The 22,592-nt window shown below is 51.5% G+C and carries 21 protein-coding genes and 1 pseudogene; 14 read left to right on the forward strand and 8 right to left on the reverse strand.

The genetic code is table 11. The features are described from left to right. Nucleotides 1-46 precede the first annotated feature (46 nt). From ptsP to bioA, 13 genes and pseudogenes are all read left to right on the forward strand, one after another. A complete protein-coding gene (gene ptsP / locus HMPREF1985_RS07405) occupies nucleotides 47-1,759 on the forward strand; it encodes a phosphoenolpyruvate--protein phosphotransferase (RefSeq protein ID WP_021771946.1) in 1,713 nt (570 codons plus the stop codon). Nucleotides 1,760-1,952: 193 nt separating this feature from the next. Then, nucleotides 1,953-3,185: a putative porin gene (locus tag HMPREF1985_RS07410; protein ID WP_040637419.1), complete on the forward strand. Its 1,233-nt coding sequence runs from the start codon at nucleotides 1,953-1,955 to the stop codon at nucleotides 3,183-3,185. A gap of 294 nt (nucleotides 3,186-3,479) precedes the next feature. Further along, the gene (locus tag HMPREF1985_RS07415) at nucleotides 3,480-4,985 is read left to right on the forward strand and encodes a phosphoglucomutase (protein WP_040637454.1); all 1,506 of its coding nucleotides are present in this window, start codon (nucleotides 3,480-3,482) and stop codon (nucleotides 4,983-4,985) included. Nucleotides 4,986-5,321: 336 nt separating this feature from the next. Beyond that, a pseudogene (locus HMPREF1985_RS07420) lies at nucleotides 5,322-6,835 on the forward strand (class I SAM-dependent DNA methyltransferase). A gap of 1 nt (nucleotide 6,836) precedes the next feature. Further along, nucleotides 6,837-7,142: a nucleotidyltransferase family protein gene (locus HMPREF1985_RS07425; protein WP_021771952.1), complete on the forward strand. Its 306-nt coding sequence runs from the start codon at nucleotides 6,837-6,839 to the stop codon at nucleotides 7,140-7,142. Then, nucleotides 7,132-8,379, forward strand: a complete 1,248-nt coding sequence (locus HMPREF1985_RS07430) for a restriction endonuclease subunit S (RefSeq protein WP_021771953.1) — start codon at nucleotides 7,132-7,134, stop codon at nucleotides 8,377-8,379. Before HMPREF1985_RS07425 ends, HMPREF1985_RS07430 begins: the two co-directional genes overlap by 11 nt. Nucleotides 8,380-8,407: 28 nt before the next feature. Continuing rightward, nucleotides 8,408-8,677 carry an AbrB/MazE/SpoVT family DNA-binding domain-containing protein gene (locus tag HMPREF1985_RS07435; protein ID WP_021771954.1) on the forward strand — a complete coding sequence of 90 codons (270 nt, stop codon included), beginning with the start codon at nucleotides 8,408-8,410 and terminating at the stop codon, nucleotides 8,675-8,677. A 108-nt stretch (nucleotides 8,678-8,785) separates the two neighbouring features. Then, nucleotides 8,786-8,977, forward strand: a complete 192-nt coding sequence (locus HMPREF1985_RS11455; protein WP_196805364.1) for a hypothetical protein — start codon at nucleotides 8,786-8,788, stop codon at nucleotides 8,975-8,977. 76 nt (nucleotides 8,978-9,053) lie between these two features. Then, nucleotides 9,054-9,671, forward strand: a complete 618-nt coding sequence (locus tag HMPREF1985_RS11460) for a type I restriction endonuclease (protein ID WP_021771956.1) — start codon at nucleotides 9,054-9,056, stop codon at nucleotides 9,669-9,671. Further along, nucleotides 9,572-12,076 carry a type I restriction endonuclease subunit R gene (locus tag HMPREF1985_RS07445; protein WP_196805366.1) on the forward strand — a complete coding sequence of 835 codons (2,505 nt, stop codon included), beginning with the start codon at nucleotides 9,572-9,574 and terminating at the stop codon, nucleotides 12,074-12,076. Before HMPREF1985_RS11460 ends, HMPREF1985_RS07445 begins: the two co-directional genes overlap by 100 nt. 378 nt (nucleotides 12,077-12,454) lie before the next feature. Continuing rightward, nucleotides 12,455-13,069: a biotin transporter BioY gene (locus HMPREF1985_RS07455; protein WP_021771959.1), complete on the forward strand. Its 615-nt coding sequence runs from the start codon at nucleotides 12,455-12,457 to the stop codon at nucleotides 13,067-13,069. Nucleotides 13,070-13,086: 17 nt separating this feature from the next. Next, nucleotides 13,087-13,767, forward strand: coding sequence for a dethiobiotin synthase (gene bioD / locus HMPREF1985_RS07460; protein WP_021771960.1), 681 nt, complete (start codon nucleotides 13,087-13,089; stop codon nucleotides 13,765-13,767). Nucleotides 13,768-13,829: 62 nt separating this feature from the next. Further along, on the forward strand, nucleotides 13,830-15,179 hold the full coding sequence (gene bioA, locus HMPREF1985_RS07465; RefSeq protein WP_021771961.1) for an adenosylmethionine--8-amino-7-oxononanoate transaminase: 1,350 nt from the start codon (nucleotides 13,830-13,832) through the stop codon (nucleotides 15,177-15,179). Nucleotides 15,180-15,296: 117 nt separating this feature from the next. Here the strand turns inward: bioA and HMPREF1985_RS07470 are convergent, their stop codons facing one another. Genes HMPREF1985_RS07470 through HMPREF1985_RS11465 form a run of 8 tightly spaced genes read right to left on the reverse strand, consistent with a single transcriptional unit; the run spans nucleotide 15,297 to nucleotide 22,033 of the window. Then, nucleotides 15,297-15,476, reverse strand: a complete 180-nt coding sequence (locus HMPREF1985_RS07470) for a hypothetical protein (protein WP_021771963.1) — start codon at nucleotides 15,474-15,476, stop codon at nucleotides 15,297-15,299. A 41-nt stretch (nucleotides 15,477-15,517) separates the two neighbouring features. Continuing rightward, nucleotides 15,518-16,933: an MBOAT family O-acyltransferase gene (locus HMPREF1985_RS07475; protein ID WP_231385177.1), complete on the reverse strand. Its 1,416-nt coding sequence runs from the start codon at nucleotides 16,931-16,933 to the stop codon at nucleotides 15,518-15,520. Nucleotides 16,934-16,966: 33 nt separating this feature from the next. Then, entirely contained in the window at nucleotides 16,967-17,215 is a 249-nt protein-coding gene (locus HMPREF1985_RS07480) for an acyl carrier protein (protein WP_021771965.1), read from the reverse strand. 30 nt (nucleotides 17,216-17,245) lie between these two features. Next, on the reverse strand, nucleotides 17,246-17,980 hold the full coding sequence (locus tag HMPREF1985_RS07485; protein WP_021771966.1) for an SDR family NAD(P)-dependent oxidoreductase: 735 nt from the start codon (nucleotides 17,978-17,980) through the stop codon (nucleotides 17,246-17,248). Continuing rightward, nucleotides 17,980-18,393 carry a MaoC family dehydratase gene (locus HMPREF1985_RS07490; protein ID WP_021771967.1) on the reverse strand — a complete coding sequence of 138 codons (414 nt, stop codon included), beginning with the start codon at nucleotides 18,391-18,393 and terminating at the stop codon, nucleotides 17,980-17,982. Before HMPREF1985_RS07490 ends, HMPREF1985_RS07485 begins: the two co-directional genes overlap by 1 nt. Continuing rightward, entirely contained in the window at nucleotides 18,390-20,201 is a 1,812-nt protein-coding gene (locus HMPREF1985_RS07495) for an HAD-IIIC family phosphatase (RefSeq protein ID WP_051349084.1), read from the reverse strand. The genes HMPREF1985_RS07490 and HMPREF1985_RS07495 overlap by 4 nt, the downstream gene beginning before the upstream one ends. Before the next feature lie 32 nt (nucleotides 20,202-20,233). Next, a complete protein-coding gene (locus tag HMPREF1985_RS07500) occupies nucleotides 20,234-21,223 on the reverse strand; it encodes a hypothetical protein (protein WP_155943537.1) in 990 nt (329 codons plus the stop codon). Between the two features lie 51 nt (nucleotides 21,224-21,274). After that, complete coding sequence (locus HMPREF1985_RS11465) at nucleotides 21,275-22,033, reverse strand: hypothetical protein (protein ID WP_231385182.1); 759 nt, start codon at nucleotides 22,031-22,033, stop codon at nucleotides 21,275-21,277. A 271-nt stretch (nucleotides 22,034-22,304) separates the two neighbouring features. Here HMPREF1985_RS11465 and HMPREF1985_RS11820 point away from each other — a divergent pair, with 271 nt between their 5' ends. Next, nucleotides 22,305-22,496, forward strand: coding sequence for a helix-turn-helix domain-containing protein (locus tag HMPREF1985_RS11820; protein ID WP_071782675.1), 192 nt, complete (start codon nucleotides 22,305-22,307; stop codon nucleotides 22,494-22,496). The last annotated feature ends 96 nt before the right edge of the window (nucleotides 22,497-22,592 follow it).

Genomic DNA, 22,592 nt, shown 5'->3' on the forward strand with positions numbered 1-22,592 from the left:
CGGACAGAAATCGGCTGAATGGCTGAGCGATACAGGAGGGAATGGTATGGCAGAAGTGATTCGCGGCAAGGGCGTTATTTCGGGGATCGCAGTCGGCAAGATCATGCTTGCCGGACAGAACCTCGACGGCTATCTCGTCCATTATAAGGCGGGCAGCAAGGAAGAGGAAAAGGAAAAGGCGCGGGCTGCGCTGACGGCTGTCGCGGAGAACCTGCGCACGAGCATCGAGCGCCTCAAGAAGCAGGGGATGGTCGAGCAGGCGGCGATCATGGAAGCGCACCGCATGATGGTGCAGGATCCGATGATGGAAGAGAACATCATGGCAAAGATCGAAGAGACGGCTTCCGCGCCGCATGCCGTCCTCAAGGCGGCAGAGGCGCAGGCGGTCCTGTTCGAGCAGATGGCGGACGAGTACTTCGCGGCCCGCGCCGTCGACCTGCGCGATGTCGGCAAGCGCGTCGCAAAGTTCATCCTCGGCGTCAAGGAGCCTGAGATCGGGGACGAGAAGGTCATCCTCTGCGGCCGTGAGATCGAGCCGTCCGTCATCGCGGGCATGCCGACCGAGAACATCGCAGGCGTGCTCTTGGGCTCGGGCAGCACGACGGCGCACGCCGTCATCATCGCAAAGGCGCGCGCGATCCCGACGATCGTCGGACTCAACAAGGAGGACCGCATCGACAAGATCAAGGACGGCGACCACGTCATCCTCGACGGCGAGCGCGGCGAGATCCTCGTCAACCCGTCGGCAGAGGAACGCGCGCGCTACGACGAGCGCATCCGCAAGCAGCAGGAGCTCGCGGCGCACTACGCGGCACTCAAGGACCTGCCGGCTGTGACGCCGGACGGCATCAAGATCGACCTCATGGCGAACATCGGCAGCCACATGGATGTGGACAATGCGCTCTCCTACGGCGCGGAGGGCGTCGGGCTCTTCCGCTCGGAGTTCGTGTTCATGGGGCGGCAGGACATTCCGAACGAGGAAGACCAGTTCAAGGCGTACAAGGAAGCCGTCGAGAAGTGCGGCGGACACCTCTGCGTCATCCGCACGATGGACATCGGCGGCGACAAGCCGCTGCCGTACCTCAACATCCCCAAAGAGGAAAACCCGTTCCTCGGCTACCGCGCCGTCCGCATCAGCCTTGAGCGCCACGACCTCTTCCTGCCGCAGCTCAAGGCGATCCTGCGCGCGGGCGTCTACGGCAAGGCGGCGATCATGATCCCGATGATCATCAACGTCGCAGAGTTCAAGAAGGTCAAGGAGCTCATCGAGGAAGCGAAGCTCGAGCTTGCGCACGAGGGCAAGTCGTACGCCGACAACGTGCAGGTCGGCATCATGGTCGAGACGCCGGCGGCGGCGATCATGACGCCGGTGTTTGCGAAGTACGTCGATTTCTTCTCGATCGGCACGAATGACCTCGTGCAGTACACGCTTGCTTGCGACCGCGGCAATGCGAGCATCTCGCACCTCTACAACCATTTCAATCCCGCGGTGCTCCGGCTTATCCGCCGCACGATCACGAGTGCGCGCGAAGCGGGCATCTGGGCTGGCATGTGCGGCGAGATGGCGTCCGATCCGAATGCGGCGGTGCTGCTCATGGCGATGGGCATCCATGAGCTCTCGATGAGCGCGCCGTCGATCCCGCGCGTCAAGGAGAAGCTCCGCGCAGTCAGCTCGATCCAGGCGAAGGAGGTTCTCTCCGACGTCATGAAGATGGAGGATGCCGACGAGATCAAGGCATATCTGCAAAAGGTTCTCTGAGCATCGTGAAGCCCCCGTGCTTTCTGAACAAAAGATGAAAAAATGGAAAAACCCTTGCCTTTGCGAGCGAACTGTGTTATCCTGTCAATGGTTCGAGGAACCGATGGGAATCAGAGGAAACATGGATACTCGCGGAATCCTTCGGTGACTTGGACAAGACGTTCATTTCTATCCTATGAAGGAGGAGTTTCTTATGAAGAAGACTCTCGTATCCGCACTCACGACGGCGCTCGTCGTCGGCGCAGCATCCACGACGTTTGCTGCTTCGAATCCGTTCTCGGATGTTCCGGCTGGCCATTGGGCCTATGATGCGGTCTCGCAGCTCGCGGCAGACGGCGTCATCGAAGGCTATGGCGACGGCACGTACCGCGGCGACAACCAGATCACGCGTTATGAGATGGCGCAGATGGTCGCAAAGGCTATGGCCAAGTCGAACGTCAGCGCGGCAGACAAGGCGATGATCGACAAGCTCGCTGCAGAGTTCTCCGATGAGCTCAACAACCTCGGCGTCCGCGTCTCAAACCTCGAGCGCAATGCCGACATGGTCAAGTGGAACGGCAAGGCCGAGTACACGATGGCTCGCCACGTCAATAAGGACGCTGCGGATACCGACAGCGACCACACCGACAATTTCCTCTTCCGCCTCGAGCCGTCGGCTGAGGTCAACAGCAACTGGCACGTCAATGCGCGTGTCGACGCCAATATCAATGCGGCAAAGGACGAGGGCGACGACGGCAATGTCTCGCTCAAGCGTATTTGGGCGCAGGGCGACTACGACAACTTCTCCGTGAAGCTCGGCAAGTTCGCGACGCTCGACAACGACAGCATCTTCGATACGACGATGTCCGGCGCAGAAGTCAGCTTCGGCAACAACGTCAAGGGCGTCCTCGGCTATGGCCGTCAGAACCTTAACGATTCGGAGTCGTTCCACAATGACAAGGCTGCCAATCACTTCTACGTCGGTGCGAACTACGCAGAAGGCAAGTTCATGGGCGGCGTTTCCTACCATACGCTGAAGAGCAATGCGACGCCGAGCAAGGATACGTTCAAGGAGGGCGTCGCTAAGGCGGACTACCGCTTCGACAAGAACTCCGACATCAACGGCTTCTATGCGAAGTCCTCGAAGATGAGCGGCAAGACGAAGAACGCGCAGGCCTACAGCTTCGAGTACGACTACAAAGGCGCTGAGCAGGAGAACGCCGGCACTTGGGGCGCGTGGCTCGCATACCGTCACCTCGGCCAGGACGCTTCGCAGTTCAACACGTTCGATGTCGTCAAGGCTGGCGAAAAGGGCTGGGAGATCGGCGGAAACTACACGTTCTTCAAGAACATCGTCGGCACGCTGCGCTATAGCAACGTCAAGGACATCGACAACTCCAGCCAGAAGGCGCATACGTACTTCGGGCGCGTTGAGTTCTTCTTCTGATCCGATCATCCTCGGATTCAAAGCGCATACGCAGACAAGGACCTCCGCTTTCGGGCGGAGGTTTTTTTGCGCGCATTTTGCAGGGAAATCATCTTGGACCATAAAGCGGGATGAAAGGATCGGGATGAAAGGACAAAGAGGCGAGCGTGAAGGCAACGATACACGGGAGGTGGGAAGGTGGGAAGATAGGAAGTTGGGGAAGACGCATTTTGGCAGGAAATGGAGATTTTGCAGAGAATAAGTAAAAGTATGATAATATAAGAAGATTTTATGCGTGCAGGGGAGGTTTTCTACATGGTTACTTCAGAACAGACGATGATGCGGCTGGCGAACGGCAGCGACGTGCGCGGCGTCGCGATCGAGGGTGTCGCCGGCGAGCCCGTGACGCTATCTGAAGAGGCGGCAAACCGTATCGCGACGGGATTCGTCGAATTCCTTGCGGAACAGACGGGCAAGAAAAAGAGCGCGCTCCGCATCGCGGTCGGCCGCGACTCGCGCGTCTCCGGCCACGCGATCAAGAAAGCCGTCCTGCGTGCGCTCACAGCGGCAGGCGCACTGGTTGTCGACTGCCACATGGCGTCCACGCCGGCGATGTTCATGTCGATCGTCCTGCCCGAGACGAAGATGGACGGCTCGATCATGGTCACGGCGAGCCATCTTCCCTACAACCGCAACGGGCTGAAATTCTTTACGAAGGACGGCGGCACGGAGCAGCGCGACATTCAGACGATCCTGCGGGCTGCCGTGCGCGCACCGGAGCAGGAAGGCGATCTCTCGAAGGTGCAGAAGCTCGACTTTATCGACCGTTACTGCCACTTCCTGCGCAAGAAGATCCGGCAGGCGCTCGATATGGGCGATACGCCGCTGAAGGGCATGCACATTGTCGTCGATGCGGGAAACGGTGCGGGCGGTTTTTTCGCGACGCAGGTACTCGGACGTCTCGGCGCGGACACGTCGGGAAGCATTTTCCTCGAACCGGACGGCATGTTTCCGAACCATATCCCGAATCCAGAAAACAAGCAGGCGATGGCGGCGATCCGCGAGGCGGTGCTGCAGTCAAAAGCCGATCTCGGACTCATCTTCGATACGGATGTCGACCGCATGAGCGCCGTGCTCGCGAACGGCAAGGAGATCAGCCGCAACGCGCTCATCGCAATGATGGCGGCGATCCTTGCGCCCGACTATCCCGGCAGCACGATCGTCACCGACTCCGTCACGAGCGACGAGCTGACGGAATTCCTGCAAGGCAAGCTCCACCTAAGGCACCTGCGGTTCAAGCGCGGCTACAAGAACGTCATCGACGAGTGCATCCGCCTCAACCGGTCGGGCACCGTCTCACCGCTCGCGATCGAGACGAGCGGGCATGGGGCGCTCTCGGAGAACTACTACCTCGACGACGGCGCTTACCTCGCCGTCAAGCTCCTCATCGCCGCGACGAAGGCGAAGAAGGCGGGCAGGAGCCTCGCGTCGCTCGTGCAGGGTCTCGGCGAGCCTGCCGAGGCGCGCGAGTACCGCATGAAGATCGCGGAAGAGGACTTCCGCAGCTATGGCGAAAACGTGCTTGAGACGCTTCGGACGCGCGCCGAGGCAGCAGGCATCCGCGAGGCGAAGCCGTCGTATGAAGGCGTGCGTCTCGTGTTTCCAAATGGCTGGGCGCTGCTTCGCCTCTCGCTCCACGATCCGCAAATGCCGCTCAATATCGAGAGCCGCAAGAAGGGCGGCGTGAAGGAGATTGCGGACAAGATGCAGGAGCTCTTGCAGGGGTTCGACCGTCTCGACTTCAGCGTGTTCGACAAGTAAACAGACGCGACATTGGATTGACGGGAAAATGCAAGGAGACCAACCGCAATCGGCAGGTCAAGCGCCGAGCTGTCCTTTCGCACATCAAGCTCCTTTCCCTCCAGTATCATTTTGGTCGTGACAATGAACATCGTGAGGCTTCATGGCAGACCATTCTTCAAGATGTGTTTGATCATTTTGGAGGAGGATACGGAACAAATTGACCGCTTGGACAGGGCAAACCTCCTGTATCTAGTCATACAGAAATTTGCGGAGGAAGTTGACCTTTCGCCGAAAGCCGTGAGCAACAATGAGATGGGATATATTTTCGAGGACTTGATCCGCCGCTTCTCGGAGATGTCCAACGAAACGGCCGGGGAGCATTTCACGCCACGCGAGGTCATCCGGCTCATGGTGTCGATCCTCTTTGACCCGGACATGAAGCATATTTGTGAGCCATTCTTTATGGCAAAGCTGTACGACCCTGCAGCCGGCACAGGCGGGATGCTATCCGCCGGCATCGAAAAAGCAGCAGAGCTCAATGAAAATGCACTCATCGAGGTCTATGGGCAGGAACTCACGAAAAGACCTATGCCATTTGCAAGTCCGATACCATGATCAAAGGAAAGGGCTATGAAAACATCCACCTCGGCAACAGCTTCACGGACGACGCCTTGAAACAGGAGAAGTTTCATTATATGCTCTGCAATCCGCCCTTCGGCGTGGAGTGGAAGAAGTATGAGGCATTCATTCGGGACGAAGCGGAAGAAAAAGGCGATCGCGGAAGATTCGGTGCGGGGCTTCCGCGGATTTCGGACGGGGCATTTTTGTTTCTCCAACACATGATCAGCAAGATGCTCCCCGCAGATGAGGGCGGCAGCCGCATCGGCATCGTGTTCAACGGCTCTCCGCTCTTCACGGGGGATGCGGGGAGCGGCGAGAGCGAGATTCGGCGATGGATCATTGAACAGGACATGTTGGAAACCATCATCGCCCTTCCCGACCAGCTTTTCTACAATACGGGGATTTTGACCTATGTATGGATTGTCACGAATCGCAAGTCCGACGTTCGCAAACAGAAAATCCAACTCATCGACGGAACTTCCTTTTTCGAGCGGATGAAAAAGCCCCTCGGCGAAAAGCGCAAACTCCTGACGGAACAGCACATTGACGATTTGACGAAAATTTACGGCGCGTTCCTGCCGGGAGAGCATTGCCGAATTTTTGATAATGATGACTTTGCCTATTGGAAGGTAACGATGGAGCGTCCTCTCCGGCTGAATTTCGAGGTAAGCGAGGAGCGAATTGCTAGGTTGTGGGAGCAAAAGCCCTTCACCAATCTTGCCACCAGCAGGCGCAGGGATGAAAAAGCCGCCGCAGAGGAAATCAAAGCCGGAGAAAGGCTGCAGCAGGATATCCTGCTGCAGCCTGCGATGGACAGCACAGTGCTGTATAAAAATCGTGAGGAATTTATCGCTGTCCTAAAGGAAGCACTGAAAAACGCCGAAATCACCGTAAAACCCAATGTTCAGAAAGCCATCCTTGCCGCACTCGCCGAGCGGGACGAAACAGCGGATATCTGCTTGGACAAGGATGGCAACCCCGAGCCTGACACGGATCTTCGGGACACAGAACAGATTCCCGTGAAACAGGACATCGAGGAATACATTCGGCGGGAGGTTCTGACCTATGTGCCAGATGCCTGGGAGGATGTGTCTAAGCGGAAAAAGGGCTATGAGATTCCCTTTACTCGTTATTTTTATCGCTATGAGGAAGTAGGAGATGCCGAAAGCACGCTGCGGGACATTGAGACACTCGGGAAAAAGATACAGGAAGACATTGCCGCTCTGTTCGAGGATCGGAGGGATTGATATGTCGGAGATGATTTTTACTTTTGACGAAATCAAGCAGCGGTTACAGCCGATTTTTGCAGGGCATCAGATTCGCCAGGCGATTCTCTTTGGCTCTTATGTAAAAGGGACGGCAACGAAAACGAGCGACGTGGATTTGCTTGTGGACAGCAATCTGCGCGGACTGAAATTTATGGGGTTCGTGGAGGAGCTGCGGGAGGCTCTGGACGATAAAGATATGGATGTGTTCGACATCAAACATATTGAGCCGAAGTCCCGCATTGCTGAGGAAATCAAACAGACGGGAATTGAGATTTATGCGCGATAGGTATGCGGAGTATAAGGATAGTGGCTTAGAGTGGATTGGCGAGATTCCGGCGCATTGGAAAACGATGCGATTTAAGTTTATTGCCCAGCTTATCAATGATAAATCCATCCATGATGGGAAAAAATACATAGGCATGGAAAATATTGAATCATGGACAGGAAAATATCTTGATATGGGAGAAATTGTTCCAGAGAGTTTGTGCAATAATTTCTGTAAGGGAGATATTCTTTTTGGTAAGTTACGTCCTTATTTAGCAAAAGCATATATTGCAGAAGAAAATGGCACCTGTTCAAGTGAAATTCTCGTTTTTCGTACCAGTTCGATTTTAAGGAGATACCTTTTTTATTTGTTGTTGTCATTTGGATTTATTGAGCACATAAATTCCTCGACCTATGGAGCAAAAATGCCCCGTGCAAATTGGGATTTTATTGGAAAGAGCTACATTCCGATACCTCCGCAAGATGAGCAGAATGTCATTGTCGAGTTTCTCGATAATAAATTACATAAACTTGACCATCTCATAAACGAACGTACAGATCAGTTCTCCATGCTCACTCGATTCAAGCGCGAGCTTATTGCGAAGTGCGTCACCAAGGGACTGGACAAATCTGCGCCGATGAAGCCGAGCGGTGAGGATTGGATTGGCGACGTGCCGACGCATTGGCAGATTGTACCGTTAAGGGCGTTCTTGAAACCAAATAACAGGAAAAACCCCGGGGGATTGCCCCTGCTCTCTGTGGAACGGGAGCGTGGAGTTGTAAACAGAGAAACGGACGGCTCGCCGGATAATCATAATCGCGTTCCCGATGACTTGTCGAATTATAAGATGGTCAATGAAGGGCAGTTTGTCATGAATAAAATGAAGGCATGGCAAGGATCGTATGGTGTTGCTCCTTGTGCCGGCATTGTCAGCCCTGCCTACTATGTTTATGACTTGGTCTTTGAGAATAAGGAGTTTTTCAATTATGCCATACGGAGTAAATGTTATGTTGGATTTTTGGGACGGGACTCCTATGGGATAAGAATCGATCAATGGGATTTTAAGGCGGAGCGTATCAAGCATATACCGTTTGTTGTCCCTACTGTAGAAGAACAGCAAGAAATCGTAAATTATCTATCAAAACAGGAATCTAAGATTAACAGCCTGCAAGCAAACATCGAGGCACAAATCCAAAAACTGAAAGACTACCGCCGCATCCTGATTCACGATGCAGTGACGGGCAAGATAAAGATTTAGCAAAGTATCATACGAGGAGGGAATTGAGATGGAGTTGGCAACGATTAACGCGAAAGGACAAATAACGCTCCCCTTGTCTGTGCGCAGACAACTCAGACTGAACAGCGGCGATCGCGTTGCTTTCGTGCGCGATGGCGAGAAACTTATCATCACGAGTGATCCTGTGACGGCACTGACAGAAGTGCAGGCGGCTTTTCAGGGGGCTGCGGAGGAGGTGGGGCTATATACCGAAGATGATGTTGTCCGTATGGTGAAGGAAATCCGGGCAGAGAGGCGGGAGAATTCGTCGTGCGAGTAATGCTTGATACCAACATTCTTGTATCCATGATAATCTTTCCGAACCAAATATTTCTTGATATGTTGGAAACGATAACATGAGATATTTGTCACGCCGCAGGATATGGACTTGGGCTTATTTGAAATTCGCGATACCATGGATTATCCCGTGCTGTATTCTGCCATCGTTGCCAAGGCTGATGTACTGATTACGGGTGATAAGGATATTTTGACGGTAGAGCATATCAATCGCCCGGAAATTTTGACGGCGAGGGATTTCGTGGCGAAGTTTGGTGAGGATTCGGAGAATGGGCAGGCATAAATATTCCTTTGAAATCCATTGACATTGGATCTGTCGATGCAGTGACGGGCAAGATAAAGATTTAGGAGGTATCGTCATGCCGATCGATACATCGGAGCGTGTCTTTGAGCGTGAAATCGAATACTGCCTCACGCATTTGGGCAAGAAGTCGCAGCGGTATATCAAGGGCAATCCGAAGGACTTTGACCGTGCTTTGGCGTTGGACGGGAAGATGCTCATCGCATTCGTGCAGGACACACAGCCGGACAAGTGGCAGGCCATCGTCCGGCGACACGGTGCGGAGGCTGCCGCTCAAAGCTTGCTGCATCGGGTTGGCATTGAACTGGACAAGCGCGGCGCGATTGACTGTCTGCGTCATGGCATCATCGATATCGGCGTGGAGGTGCGGCTGGCCTACTGGAAACCGGGAAGCCGCATGAATCAGAGCGCCCTTGCGCTCTACGAGAAAAACCGGCTCTCCATCACGCGCCAAGTAAAATATGCCATGAACAGCGAACATTCGATTGATACGGTGCTGTTCGTGAACGGGATTCCCGTCGTCACGATGGAGCTGAAGAACCCGATCAAAGGGCAGACCTATCAGGATGCCATTGTGTGCAATACCAAAAAGACCGCAGTCCTCGTGAGAAGCTGCTGTCCTTCAAGAAGCGCGCCCTCGTGCATTTCGCCGTGGATCCCGACGAGGTGTGGATGACCACGCGACTCGACAAGTTGGACACGCATTTCCTTCCGTTCAATCGCGGCCATGCGGACGGTTCTGCCGGCAATCCGCCTATAGAGGGGGACTATCGCACATCCTATCTATGGAAGGAAGTTCTGCAAAAGGACAGCCTCTTAGATATTCTGCAGCGATTCGTCCAAGTGCAAAAGGACAAGAAAAACGGTCATGAGTGGATCATCTTCCCACGCTATCATCAACTGGATGTGGTGCGGAAACTGGTGGCGGATGTCAAGCAGCGTGGCAGTGGGCATAGCTATCTCATTCAGCATTCCGCCGGATCCGGCAAATCCAATTCCATCGCTTGGCTCGCTCATCATCTGGAAAGTATTCATGATGCCGATGAACAGGTGATTTTTCACAGCATTATCGTGATTACGGATCGGCGGGTGCTGGACAAGCAGCTCCAAAGGGACATCTTTAGCATGGAACATAAGCGGGGCGTGGTGGTGCGCGTAAGCCGCAATGCCAAGCAGCTGACGAGTGCCTTGGAGAAAGGGCAGCGTATCATTGTCTGTACGCTGCAGAAGTTTCCCTTTGTGGATGTGCAGCGGATTTGCACCACAGGGCGACGATTCGCCATCATCGTGGATGAGGCGCATTCGTCCCAAAGCGGCAAGGCGAGTGAACGCATGAAGGAAGTGCTGGCAGATATTTCCGCTGATGGTGGGGAGACAATCGAACAGCGACTTCACGAGTATGCTGTGGCAGAGGCGAGAGCGGAGGAGGAAACGCCGGATCGGGATGAGGAACTAGCTGACGAAATTCGAAAGCAGATTGCCGCGCATGGCAGACAGGAAAATCTCTTCTTCTTCGCATTTACGGCAACGCCCAAGCAAAAGACGTTGGAGATGTTCGGCACCGCCGTACCGGGGAAGAAGCCGGTGCCGTGGCATATCTACAGTATGCGTCAGGCCATCGAGGAGCACTTTATCTGTGATGTGCTTGAAAACTACACCACCTATGAAACATATTTCCAGTTGGGAAAGAAGACAAAAGAAAATCCCGAATATGCCAAGAAGCAGGCGAACAAGGCGCTGGGCAAATACATGAGCCTCCATCCCCACAATCTGAGACAAAAGACGGAAATCATTGTGGAGCATTTCCGCAGCCATGTCATGGGGCAAATCGGCGGTCGCGCAAAGGCAATGATTGTCACCGGATCAAGGCTCCATGCGCTCCGCTACTACTTCGAGTTTGAGCAATACATCAGAAAGATGGGGTATGACGATCTTGGCGTGCTAGTGGCATTTTCCGGTGTGGTCAAGGATGACATCACCGGGGATCTGGTGGAATACACAGAGGAAAAAATCAACAAGTTCCCTGAGGATCAACTGCCGGAGAATTTTGCCGGGAGTGACTACCAGCTGCTTTTGGTGGCAGAAAAATACCAGAGGGGTTTTGACCAGCCGCTTCTCCATACGATGTATGTGGACAAGCAGCTTTCCGGTGTTAAGGCGGTGCAGACATTATCCCGTATCAATCGTATGTGCAAGGGCAAGACCGATACCTTCATTTTGGATTTTGTCAACACACGGGAGGATATTCAAAAGGCATTCCAAGAGTATTACATCTCCACCACGGTTTCCGACACCACCGATCCCAATGTGGTATATGATATGAAGAATTTTCTGGACGGTGCCATGCTGTACGATGAGCGGGATATTGACGCCCTTGCAAAGGTTTTTTTCAGGGAGAAAAAGCAGCAGAGCAATATGGACTTAGCAAAACTGAACGCTTTTCTCGACCCGGTGGTAGAGCGATATCGGAAATTATCCGACGAGCAGGAACAAAGCGATTTCCGTCGGACGTTGGTGAAGTTTATCCGCTCCTATTCCTTTCTCACACATATCATTTGCTTTGATGATGTGAAGCTCCATAAGTTCTACGCCTTCGCCAAGGCATTGGTGCGAAAAATTCCCAAGGATCGAGCCGAACGTATTCCCCATATCGAAAGCGATGTCAATCTGCAGTATTACCGCCTTCAAAGGGTCTATGAAGGTTCCATCGGTCTTGAGGCGAGGGAAGGCGTGCTGCCGTATGGATCACAGTCCGGCCTGCCGCTTACGGACGAGAAGGAAAAGCTGTCCGAGATTATCCGCAGTCTCAACGAGCGTCTCGGCACAAACTTCACGGAGATGGACAAAGTGCTGGAGCAGTTGGTGGACGATATGTCTGCCGACGAGGAGCTGGTATTGCGGGCGAAGAATACGCTCGATCTCTTCAAAATTGTCTACGACGAAAACATCATGAACATTGTGCTGCGGCGCATGACGCAGAACCAAGAGTTCTGCGAGAAGTATTTGGATGATGATGAGTTCCGCGGGGAGATTGACAAGGTGCTGCTGCCTTTGGTGTACGAGCGCCTGTCTCAAATGTAGTGCGATCCGGCGAGACTTAAAATATTCTCGCCGTTTTGTTTGGAAAAGGTCTTCCAAATTGCAAGAATAACTTGAATACCAGGCAATCCGATCAAGCAGCCAATCTTAGCAGAAGCTCTTCGAGAAAGCGCGCTTCGGGGCTTCGATATTTTTTTCGTGCCGGCTCTGTGGTAGGCTGTAATAGATCCATGGCAATTCTCCTTGTGCATATGGTTTCGGGCAAATTACATTTTGCCATAAGGGATTCTTGCTATGGATTTTTCGTGTGGAAGTTGAAGTTCATGATACAATCCGCCCTCTGGTTGACAATAAATAAAATAACGAGTAAGATAAAGCAAGCTTATGAATCTATCAGCTTAATGGAGGTGTCTGAAGATTATGAAGCTACGTGAAGTAATCCTATGCGGGCTGTTTATCGCGCTCATTACGGTCGGGACGTTCGTGCGCATTCCTGTGGGTACGGATGTCTACACGCTGCAGTTCCTCTTTACCCTGCTTGCGGGGCTGATGCTCGGTGCGCGGCTCGGTGCACTCGCCGTCGGTACATACGTGCTCATGGGGCTCGTGGGGATTCCCGTATTCGCCTCGGGCGGCGGCCCTGCCTATGTGCTTCAGCCGACGTTCGGCTATCTTGTCGGGTTCATCCTGCAGGGCTGGGTGACGGGCGCACTGGTTCGCCGCGGCGTGCCGACGTTCCGCCGCGCGCTCGCCGCGTGCGTTGCAGGCATGGTGGTGGTCTATGTTCTCGGCATTTCGTATTTCTACTTCGCATCGAACTATATCATCGACGCACCGATCGGCTTCTGGATGGCGGTTTGGTACTGCGGCGTGCTGCAGGTCCTGCCGGACTTCCTGCTCTGCGTCGCGGCGGCGTATATCGGGATTCGCCTCTACAAGGCGGGGCTCTGGATTCGTGAGACGCAGGAGATGCAGACGCGCAGCACTGCTCCCGCGCAGGGAGCAGCGGTGCATGCGAAGCGCATGGATATCTGACGGGAGGCGTATCATACGTGGGTAAGGCGTTATTTGTCACGGGGACGGGGACGGACATCGGCAAGACGTATGTCACGGCACTGATTGTGAAATGTCTCCGTGACGCGGGACTCTCGGCGGGGTACTATAAGGCGGCGCTCTCAGGCGCAGAGGTCGCCGCGGACGGCACGCTCCTGCCGGGCGATGCACTCCATGTGGCGCGCGTCGCCCGGCTCGATGCGGCGGATGTCACCGTTTCTTATGTCTATCGAGATGCGGTCTCGCCGCATCTCGCGGCGCAGATCGAGCACCGTCCGATGGACTTTGCTAAGGTGGCAGGGGACTACTGCCGCGCGAAGAAGCGCACGGACTATCTGACGGTGGAGGGGAGCGGCGGCATTATTTGTCCGCTGCGCTGGGACGACGATGAGCACGTCGTCCTCGACGATCTCGCCGTGCGGCTGAGGCTCGCTGCGCTCGTCGTTGCCGATGCGGGGCTCGGAACGATCAATGCCGTCGTGCTGACGGCAGAGCATCTGCGCGCGCGCGGCATTCCCCTGCGGGGCTTTATCTTCAACAACTGGCAGGGCGGTCTGATGCAGGAGGACAATGTGCGGATGGTCGAGGAGATCACGGGCGCGCGTGTCTTGGCGCGTGTGCCGCACGGCGCGGCGGAGCTGCCGATGGGGGCGGATGCGCTCGCCGCACTGTATGCGTAAGGTGTGTTTAGGGAATCGCTGGGTGTATCGGTGATTCCCTGTTTTGTAGGAGGGGACATTTTATGCCGACAATAGAGGAGCGCGACCTGCGCCATATCTGGCATCCGTGTGCGCAGATGAAGGACTATGAGCAGCTGCCGCCGATGGTGATCGACCATGCAAAGGGGGCGTGGCTCTACGACGTGCACGGCAAGGGCTATCTCGATATTGTCAGCTCGTGGTGGGCGAATCTCCTCGGGCATACGAATGAGAAGATCAATGCGCGGATTGCGGCGCAGCTGGATCGGCTCGAGCACGTCATCTTTGCGAATTTCTCCCATCGTCCCGCGATCGAGCTCGCAGAGCGGCTGGCGGCACTCGTGCCTGCCGGACTGACGAAGTTCCATTTCAACGATAATGGTTCGTCCGCAGTGGAGGCGGCGCTCAAGATGGCGTTCCAATACTGTCAGCAGACGGGGCGTACGGGAAAGACGCGGTTTATGTGTCTCTCCGAGGGGTATCACGGCGAGACGATCGGCGCGCTCTCCGTGGGCAGCATGGATCTCTTTGCCGAGATATATAAGCCGATGATGATGGACAACATCCATATCGAGGCGCCCGACTGCTATCGCTGCCCCTATGGGGAGACGCGCGACACCTGTTCCTGTGCGTGCCTTGAGCATGCGGAGCGTGCCTTTGCCGCGCACGGGCACGAGACGGCAGCGATGATTGTCGAGCCGCTCCTGCAGGGGAGTGCGGGGATGCGCATCTACCCCGAGGAATATCTCAGGAAGCTGCGCGCCCTCTGCGACGCGCATGATGTCCTCCTCATCGCCGACGAGATCGCGACGGGATTCGGGCGCACGGGACGGCTCTTTGCGTGTGAACGTGCGGGCATCACGCCTGACCTCATGTGCCTTTCGAAGGGGCTGACGGGCGGCTATATGCCCATGTCCATCACCGTCGTCAAGGAGAAGATCTACGACGCGTTCTATGCGGATTGGAGCGAGGGCAAGGCATTCATGCATAGTCATACGTACGCGGGCAACCCGCTCGGCTGCAGCGCGGCGCTTGCCGTGCTCGATATTCTCGATGAGGAGAATGTCCTGGAGCGTGCGGAAGAGACGGCATCGTGGCTGACTGCGCGCATGGCGGAGACATTTGGTGCGCATCCGAACGTCGGCGAGATCCGTCACATCGGGCTGATTCATGCCGTCGAGCTGGTCGAGGATCGCGAGGCGAAGCGTCCCTTTGATCCCAGTCGCCGCCTTGGCTATGCGATCTATCGCCGTGCGCTCCGGCACGGGCTGCTCCTGCGTCCGCTCGGCGACGTGCTCTACTTCAACCCGCCGCTGAACATCGGGCGTGACGATCTTGACACCGCCATCGCCAAGATGAAGGCGTCGATGGACGAGGTGCTGGGCGTACAGTGAACGCATGAAACATGGGGCTGCTGCACGAAGATGTTGGATTCATGCAGCAGCCTTTTTGCGTGGAGACTATTTTTGTGTAGGATTGACAGACCTATGTTACACTGAGCCAAATGTTTTTCAAACATTCGTTTGGTGAATCCGCTCAGAACGGCAAAACTCCTTCTCTTCATTTAGCAAAAAGGTAGAGTCTACGCCACTCGAAAAGGCGACAGCGACACTCTGCAGATCAGCGATGTGTTGCTTTAACGCACCAATTTTATTCTTTATAGCAATTCTTCCGATAGTCATCTCACCCATCGACAGATCCCCATACACCAAGATAGCTCCGTAAACATTTTTCAGAACTGAAAGTACAAGAACGCTGTCACTTGAGACAAAGACATGATCGCCCATACAAACAAGATAGCCACAGCGAAAGCCCACTTGTTATTCGGCTGTATATTCTTTACTAGACAATTGGAACTTGGGCACAATGCAACAAGCAACAGTGACACCAAGAATACCTTCTTGGGCAGATGCCCCCCCGCCAATATCTCAACGGGAACATCAAAATAGTGGGAGGCAACTCCTGCCACACTGGACGGAAGTGCCACACCATGACCTCCTGCCATTGCATAAAGCACCTGTAAGGCATCCGCAACGGAATTCGCGCGGAAGAACACGAACGCTGCCAACACCAAAAGGAGTGTTAACACATAACCAAGAGGTCTCCACATCCAAAAATGGTACTTCTTCCACGTATGATTCAGGACAAGTCCACCGCCATGTAAAGCGCCAAATATAATATAATTCCATCCTGCGCCATGCCATGCTCCTGCAATAAGCATCGAAAGAAAGGTGGCCAACATTGCTTTGCCAAAGGTTATCTTCTTAAATGCCATTATCATGGGGGTATAAAGATAGTTTGTAATGGTCGTCGTGAGAGACATGTGCCAGCGCTGCCAAAAATTGATAATTCCATAAGCACGATATGGCGCATCGAAATTAATCGGAATCTGTATGTTCATCATGCGAGCGATACCAACAGCCATGTCACTGTACCCTGAGAAATCGAAATACAGCTGCATCATGTAGCAGACTGCAACAGCCCAGCTGTCCAGTAAGGTAAGATGCTCAGGGTGAGCAAAGCCAGAACCAACAAACGAAACAAAACTATCCGCAATAAGAACTTTTTTTGCGAGTCCTATAATAAACAACGTAAGACCGCGACCCAAGTTATCCCAGTCAACAAGACGCAGTGTGCGGTCATTAAACTGCTTCATCATCGAGCGATGATATAAAATAGGCCCAGCCAAAAGATGCGGGAAGAACGAAACAAACAGTGCATAGTGAACTAGATTGCGTTCTTTTGCAACTCCTTCGTAGCAATCCACTAAATAGACCATCTGTGTGATCGTGAAGAAGCTAATGCCCAATGGCAAAACGATATGCAAGAGCGGAATATTCTCTCCCAAAAAATTCAAATTTTCGATAAAGAAGTCTGTATATTTAAAGAATCCAAGAAGGCCAGCATTAAAGATCATACCGAGTAGGAATACGCTTTTGGCTGGCTGCTTCATGCGACGCCGAAGAATAATCACGCCACTGACAAAATAGTTCCCGCCTATACTCAGTAAGAGCAGTGGAAGATAGCGAATATCCCAGTACGAATAGAAAAATAGGCTTAAAAAAATAAGCCAGATATTCGCCCATTCCGATGGTCTCTCCCGACTGCCTAAAAAGAAATATCCTCCTAGTGCAATCGGGAAAAACAAGAATAGAAACTCATAAGAGTTAAACAGCACGACTCAGTTCACCTCTATTTTTTCCTGAATCAAATCAATCATCTCTCCTACGTTCTTCAGTTCCTGAAGTTCGCCAAAGGCAAACTTTATCTGAAAGTGTTTTTCGATGGCAACCACTAGGCGTATATGCGACAGAGAGTCCCAATCCTCAACCTGTTCCGCATTGCTTTCATTTGTAATGATGAAATCCTTATCGTCAAAAACATCGTGAAAAATCGGCTGAAGTTCATTTAAAATTTCTTCTTTCGTCATGGTGATCTACTCCTTCTGTATCATTAGATTTTAGAACTCTTCACCGCCGGTAATTGGGATATTCGCACCGGTGATAAAGGTGTTCTCATCAGAAAATAAATATTCAATCATTCCCGCTACATCTGCAGGCGTCACATTCCGTTTTGCCGGGTTACCCACAGCACTTTGCTGAATCACCTGCGTATGCAGATTGTGCAAAAACTTCGTCTCCATCATCGAAGGCGAAACCATATTCACTTGAAGACCCTTACCAGCATACTCAGCGGTGATCGCGCGCCCAAGCCCCAAGAGTGCATACTTTGCCATGACATAACTGGAAAGGTACTTGGGCGGTATATTGATTGTGCAGGAAGAGAGTCCAATCACAATCTTACCGGTTCTCGCCTTTACCATCCGTTTTATCACTGCCTGCAAAACCACAAGGAAAGAACGGCATTGCACGCTCAGCTGTTTTTCCGCCTCGCTCCATGAGATCTCCGTAAAACGTTGATTCTCAATTGGTATGGCTGGTGCATGAAGGATATGTGTCGGCACAAATCCTTCTTCCTTCAATTTATGAGCAAACTTCTCTGTGCTCCCTATATCACAAAAATCAGCTTGAAGCAAGCTCACTTTAGCGGGAATACCCTGTGTTATTCTCTCAAGCTCTTCTGCATGCTGAAAATATTGAGCAACAACCTCATCACCCTCCTGCCATATATGTCTGTGCAGGAAACTACAGCATAAGTCAGAGGATGCCCCCAGCATTAAGTAACGTTTCCCCATCAAAGAACCCCCGCTTCGATTCTGGCCTTAGAGACCTTTTTCCCGTTCTGATTGCGGATCACAGCTTTAATCACAACTTGCCGCACACTATCATTCTTCTCTGCGACCTTCCCCTCAACACATAGCACATCTCCAATGAATACAGGATGCAGAAAATCACTATGAACACTTTGCAGCAAGCAGTTTTCTCCCGGAATGTATTCTCCTGCAAAGCAGCTATACAGCGATGCGGTCAGCATTCCATAGACAACGCGATCTCGAAAGCCACGCGTCTGCGCAAATTCCACACACGTATGCAGCGGATTGTTATCGCCCGAGACAGCACGGAACTGCTGCATCATCTCCGATGTGATCGCACGCATAAACGCGGCACTCTGTCCCACAGAAAGTTCTTCATAAGTATAACATTTCATTCGGTTCTCTCCAACAACGTAATGTATTTTCCTCTTTTCTCATATCCTCCAAGAGGTAACCGCCAAACAGTATCGTCTCCACTCTGCATGATTTTTTCAAAACCAAATGCCGCATATAGATCTGCGACCATCTTATTCTTCGCTGTCTTATAGTAGTACCCAACCAATTCTTGACATCCATCGGCAGCAGCTCGTGCAGCAAGAGCATCAAGCATCATCTGCTCCATACCTCTTTTCAGAACACGGCAACTCATCAGCCACAGGCGAATATGTAGGGTGTCATCTATTTTCTCACCGATAACAACACTAACCAGCCCGTTATCTCCGAACTTATCTCTCAACCGACCATACAGGGTAACATAGCGTTCATCGTCAGACACCTGCTCAATATCGGCACGAGTATAACGGCGTGTCGTCAGATTAAACTGATTCGATTTATTGGTCAGCTGGGCAATCCGATCATAGTACAGTGGACGAAATTCACCAATCTCCGCCTCCATGCCCAATGATTGCAGGAACTCATCATACGTCTTCGCCGTTTCTGCAAGTGATTTGCGCCGAAGATTCCCACGATAGGACTCATTGCGTTTTCGGTCATCTTCAGAGATCATCACCGGCTCAAAGAATCCCGCCCCCTCGATTGCTCGAATGTAAGAGGACACATCTACAGGATCTACTTCCGGTACAGCTACTTCCGGCATGGTGTCCCGCACAAGCTGTCTTTCAGCAGGATTATCATCGATAAACACGAGACTGTCCGTTCCTATGTTGATTTCTTCGGCAATAGCCCTAAGATTGTTGTTTTTTGGCTCCCAGTTTGCATAAAAAGAGATAAAATCTTCAATATGGAGCACACTGTCCGGATGGTTAAAACCCGTCTTGGCAATATCATTTTCATTCTTTGAACACACTGCCAAGATAACGCCTCTCTCTTTCAGTTTTAAAACATACTGTTGAAAAGCAGTATAGGCTTCCGCTGTCGGTGTTTCATGACCGATTTCAATATTCTCCATGCCGTCATCACCAATAATGCCGCCCCAAAGAGTATTGTCCAAATCTAAAACAAGACATTTCTTATTTTTCCCCAAGATACCCTTGATGATCTTCGCCAGTCCAAGGGAGACTTCCGGAATTACATCATAACTCATGGCGAGTTTATATGCATAATACTGAAATCGATTGTGCCACTTGAGCAAGCCGATACGAGCAGCAAGTCCATGTAGATCATGCAGATAAAAATTATCATGCGACATGGCATAATCGGCAAACCTTCGATTAAGTGCCTCCACGAATCGCGTCATACCATAATGTTCTACTGCATCTAGGCTGCCAAGCTCTATTTCATACGAGAGCTCCATATTATTTTGGACAATAACAGCATTCGGGTATCGTTCCATCAGACCATTCCATACCTGTGTGAATCGCTCCATCTCCATCTGAAGCTTCTGTCCAACAACAGCATCTTCATCACCGAGCACGGGAAGGTTAAGGATATTGATCACACTCGTAAACACGATGATGATATCCGGCTGAAACGACTCTAATTCAGGATTTCCGAATACCGCATCCTCATAGAATTTATTGTACTCAGACTGGTAGAACTGTGGACGAATTCCCGCGTCTAAAAGAAAGAGCTCCAGTATGTTCTTTATGTCATCTACGGTTGATCCACAGAGAACGGCGATGCGCTTATCCATATACTCGACATTGGGTCGTGCCAACAGCTCTCGGCGAATACTCTTTTGCTTTCGCATAAGCAAATCGTTATCATACGGATAAGTAAAGACATGATTCAGATTCATTGACATGAAAGCCCCTCCATTAAGATCGCGCGGAAAAGTTATTGCGAATCGTCCTGGGATTCTAAAGCACGAATATGCTTTTCAACATTATCTTCGGTGACCCAAACACCGAAGTCTTGCGGTGGCGTCCCTGTACGAAACATACGATCAATCATCATATCCCCAACGAGAGGACGATAATGTGCAGTATCATAATAGTTATAGTTGTTTTCCGTAATCTCATTAAGTCCACTAAAATCATAGTATCCGGTAACATGCGCCAGCTGCCGCTTAAACTCGTTAAACTCGCCTCTATCCAATGCTAAATATGTTGTCTTATGCGTCGGATTGATGAATACGATCAAATCTATGCCATGTTCTTCGGTTAGTTGCTTGATCGTTCTAATTTCGCTGATTGTTGCATCGACTCTATCGCCAGTTTGATGTGACGACTCCATGAATTTGGGATCATGTATGTGCTTGTCCGGGTCTTCTTCGATAAGCTGTTCTGTTTGATGATGAAAAGTCCTCCCTGTACCATACACATCGTACATGATTTTTTGTTCAGACGCATGAAACGCAAAGGGGCGCACTGTCAAAAATGCCAAATAAGTTTTCCAATTATACTGTTCATAATGAGCTCGAAAGAGATTGCTTTTATATGCTCTTGGATCGCTGATATAAGATATATCATCTAGTCCAATCAAGACCTGCTTAATTGTCACGCCATGGGCTAACAAAAGTCTTAAATCCTCCAACCACTCCTGTGGAAGGCCTTCTGTATACGTCATATTGTAATATGTTAGACCGTTATCAATGCGTGAGAGATCCAAGCTCTCAACGCGCGATGAACCAAAACAAAACGCATCATAGCGTTTTGGATGTGCCAACAAATACCGTATTTTAACAAAATGTTGTGGAACCGCACTTTTTGGCTCGCTATAATTCCCATGAAAGATTCCGTACTCATCCATACAATAATTAAAGATAGCCAAACAACATAACAAAACCCCTGCCAATAAAAGGATCTTCTCTACGTATTGCTTCATCGCATCTCCCATAAAATATTGTATCTGCTGATCAAAGATTGCTTGGTGGAGCTATCTTATCCTCCTAATCTCTATAATCTTCCCATAAGCCACTGAAATTTTTCTCTGCATTGCGCATCGTATGATATCCTTCCCATAGCCTCGTATCCGTACTTCATCCTCCAAAATCTCCACAACGCGATACACCTTATCGCCAAAGCCGCTGTGCTCCATCATGATAGCGTTCGGTGTTAGCAGCAATACCTTTGCAAATGTCGCCTCGTGTTCCATGGAGGATAGTCCTGGCTTGCCAGGATACCACGGATTCCGCTCCATGCCTTCTTTTCGCACAGTAACATGAGCTACCGTCGCACGAAACCCATTACAGCGTTCGGGCAGTGGCGTGTAGATATGTCCTAGGATCAACGATAATACCCTCTCCACTGTCATAGAGATGGGGAGATTTGAAGATATAGAGTCCCATCCAAGCATAGGGATAACAGCGTATCGCAGAGATATATCTTCCACTTGTTTTGGAAAGTGATACTCCTGCTTATCCAGTTCTGCAAGCAGCATTGCATCAAGAAGTTCCTGCACACACATGGTAATATGTGTGGAAGTAGTCCCAGTGAAGCACGTTCTTCTTTTAATTAAGGGTGTACCAGTAAGAGCGATTTTCACAGCGTTCACATCCGTATCGAAGAGATTCGTCAAGAAACTGCCTTCAGTTTTGTAGCCGCGATGCGCCTCGTCGATAATGAAAATACGCTGCCAGTTAGTGGCATAAGATGGCAAATTCAAACGGTCAATGATAAGGTAAAATTTTGTCACTTGGTTGTTTGACGAGTAAAAATCGGACAGGTTATTCGCCAAATAATATGAGAGTGCTGTTTTTCCACTTCCTTGTGATTACGCGCATGCGAAGCACGTCCAAGAAAATCAAGGTAAACCCCATATTAGAAATATTCAACACGAATCCTGATTCTCCTGTTTTTGTGGTTGTAGGTTTACAATACATGTGTTACAAAATAATCATGAAAAGAGGACGCACCTTGTGTTATGCTTTTAAGTAGCAAATCCAAAAGCAAAGGAGTGGCCTCTCATGAACAGAATCGCACAAGAAGCAGACTTCCGTCCAGCCGTAGTTCGATACGCCGAACGGCACGTCCCATCACAGGCAGCCATCCAGTACCGCGTCTCTCGTATGACGGTGTATCGTTGGCGCAAGTGTTATGATGGAACGAAGGAATCCCTTATTCCAAGGTCACGTCGTCCGCATCACCATCCAAACTAGAACACAAAGGTCTAGGATGCGCTCATCCAAAACATCGCGCCGACGAGCGCGATGAAACGCGGTTCGAGAAGCAGCTTCGGGAATATGGCATCGAGC

The sequence above is a fragment of the Mitsuokella sp. oral taxon 131 str. W9106 genome, assembly GCF_000469545.1.
Taxonomy (GTDB): domain Bacteria; phylum Bacillota; class Negativicutes; order Selenomonadales; family Selenomonadaceae; genus AWVT01.

Excerpts from the sequence above, each read along its gene's own strand:
- ptsP (WP_021771946.1), top strand. The coding sequence starts at position 47 with ATGGCAGAAGTGATTCGCGGCAAGGGCGTTATTTCGGGGATCGCAGTC.
- HMPREF1985_RS07410 (WP_040637419.1), top strand. The coding sequence starts at position 1,953 with ATGAAGAAGACTCTCGTATCCGCACTCACGACGGCGCTCGTCGTCGGC.
- HMPREF1985_RS07415 (WP_040637454.1), top strand. The coding sequence starts at position 3,480 with ATGGTTACTTCAGAACAGACGATGATGCGGCTGGCGAACGGCAGCGAC.
- HMPREF1985_RS07425 (WP_021771952.1), top strand. The coding sequence starts at position 6,837 with ATGTCGGAGATGATTTTTACTTTTGACGAAATCAAGCAGCGGTTACAG.
- HMPREF1985_RS07430 (WP_021771953.1), top strand. The coding sequence starts at position 7,132 with ATGCGCGATAGGTATGCGGAGTATAAGGATAGTGGCTTAGAGTGGATT.
- HMPREF1985_RS07435 (WP_021771954.1), top strand. The coding sequence starts at position 8,408 with ATGGAGTTGGCAACGATTAACGCGAAAGGACAAATAACGCTCCCCTTG.
- HMPREF1985_RS11460 (WP_021771956.1), top strand. The coding sequence starts at position 9,054 with ATGCCGATCGATACATCGGAGCGTGTCTTTGAGCGTGAAATCGAATAC.
- HMPREF1985_RS07455 (WP_021771959.1), top strand. The coding sequence starts at position 12,455 with ATGAAGCTACGTGAAGTAATCCTATGCGGGCTGTTTATCGCGCTCATT.
- bioA (WP_021771961.1), top strand. The coding sequence starts at position 13,830 with ATGCCGACAATAGAGGAGCGCGACCTGCGCCATATCTGGCATCCGTGT.
- HMPREF1985_RS07470 (WP_021771963.1), bottom strand. The coding sequence starts at position 15,476 with ATGGGTGAGATGACTATCGGAAGAATTGCTATAAAGAATAAAATTGGT.
- HMPREF1985_RS07480 (WP_021771965.1), bottom strand. The coding sequence starts at position 17,215 with ATGACGAAAGAAGAAATTTTAAATGAACTTCAGCCGATTTTTCACGAT.
- HMPREF1985_RS07485 (WP_021771966.1), bottom strand. The coding sequence starts at position 17,980 with ATGGGGAAACGTTACTTAATGCTGGGGGCATCCTCTGACTTATGCTGT.
- HMPREF1985_RS07490 (WP_021771967.1), bottom strand. The coding sequence starts at position 18,393 with ATGAAATGTTATACTTATGAAGAACTTTCTGTGGGACAGAGTGCCGCG.
- HMPREF1985_RS07495 (WP_051349084.1), bottom strand. The coding sequence starts at position 20,201 with ATGTCAATGAATCTGAATCATGTCTTTACTTATCCGTATGATAACGAT.
- HMPREF1985_RS07500 (WP_155943537.1), bottom strand. The coding sequence starts at position 21,223 with ATGAAGCAATACGTAGAGAAGATCCTTTTATTGGCAGGGGTTTTGTTA.
- HMPREF1985_RS11820 (WP_071782675.1), top strand. The coding sequence starts at position 22,305 with ATGAACAGAATCGCACAAGAAGCAGACTTCCGTCCAGCCGTAGTTCGA.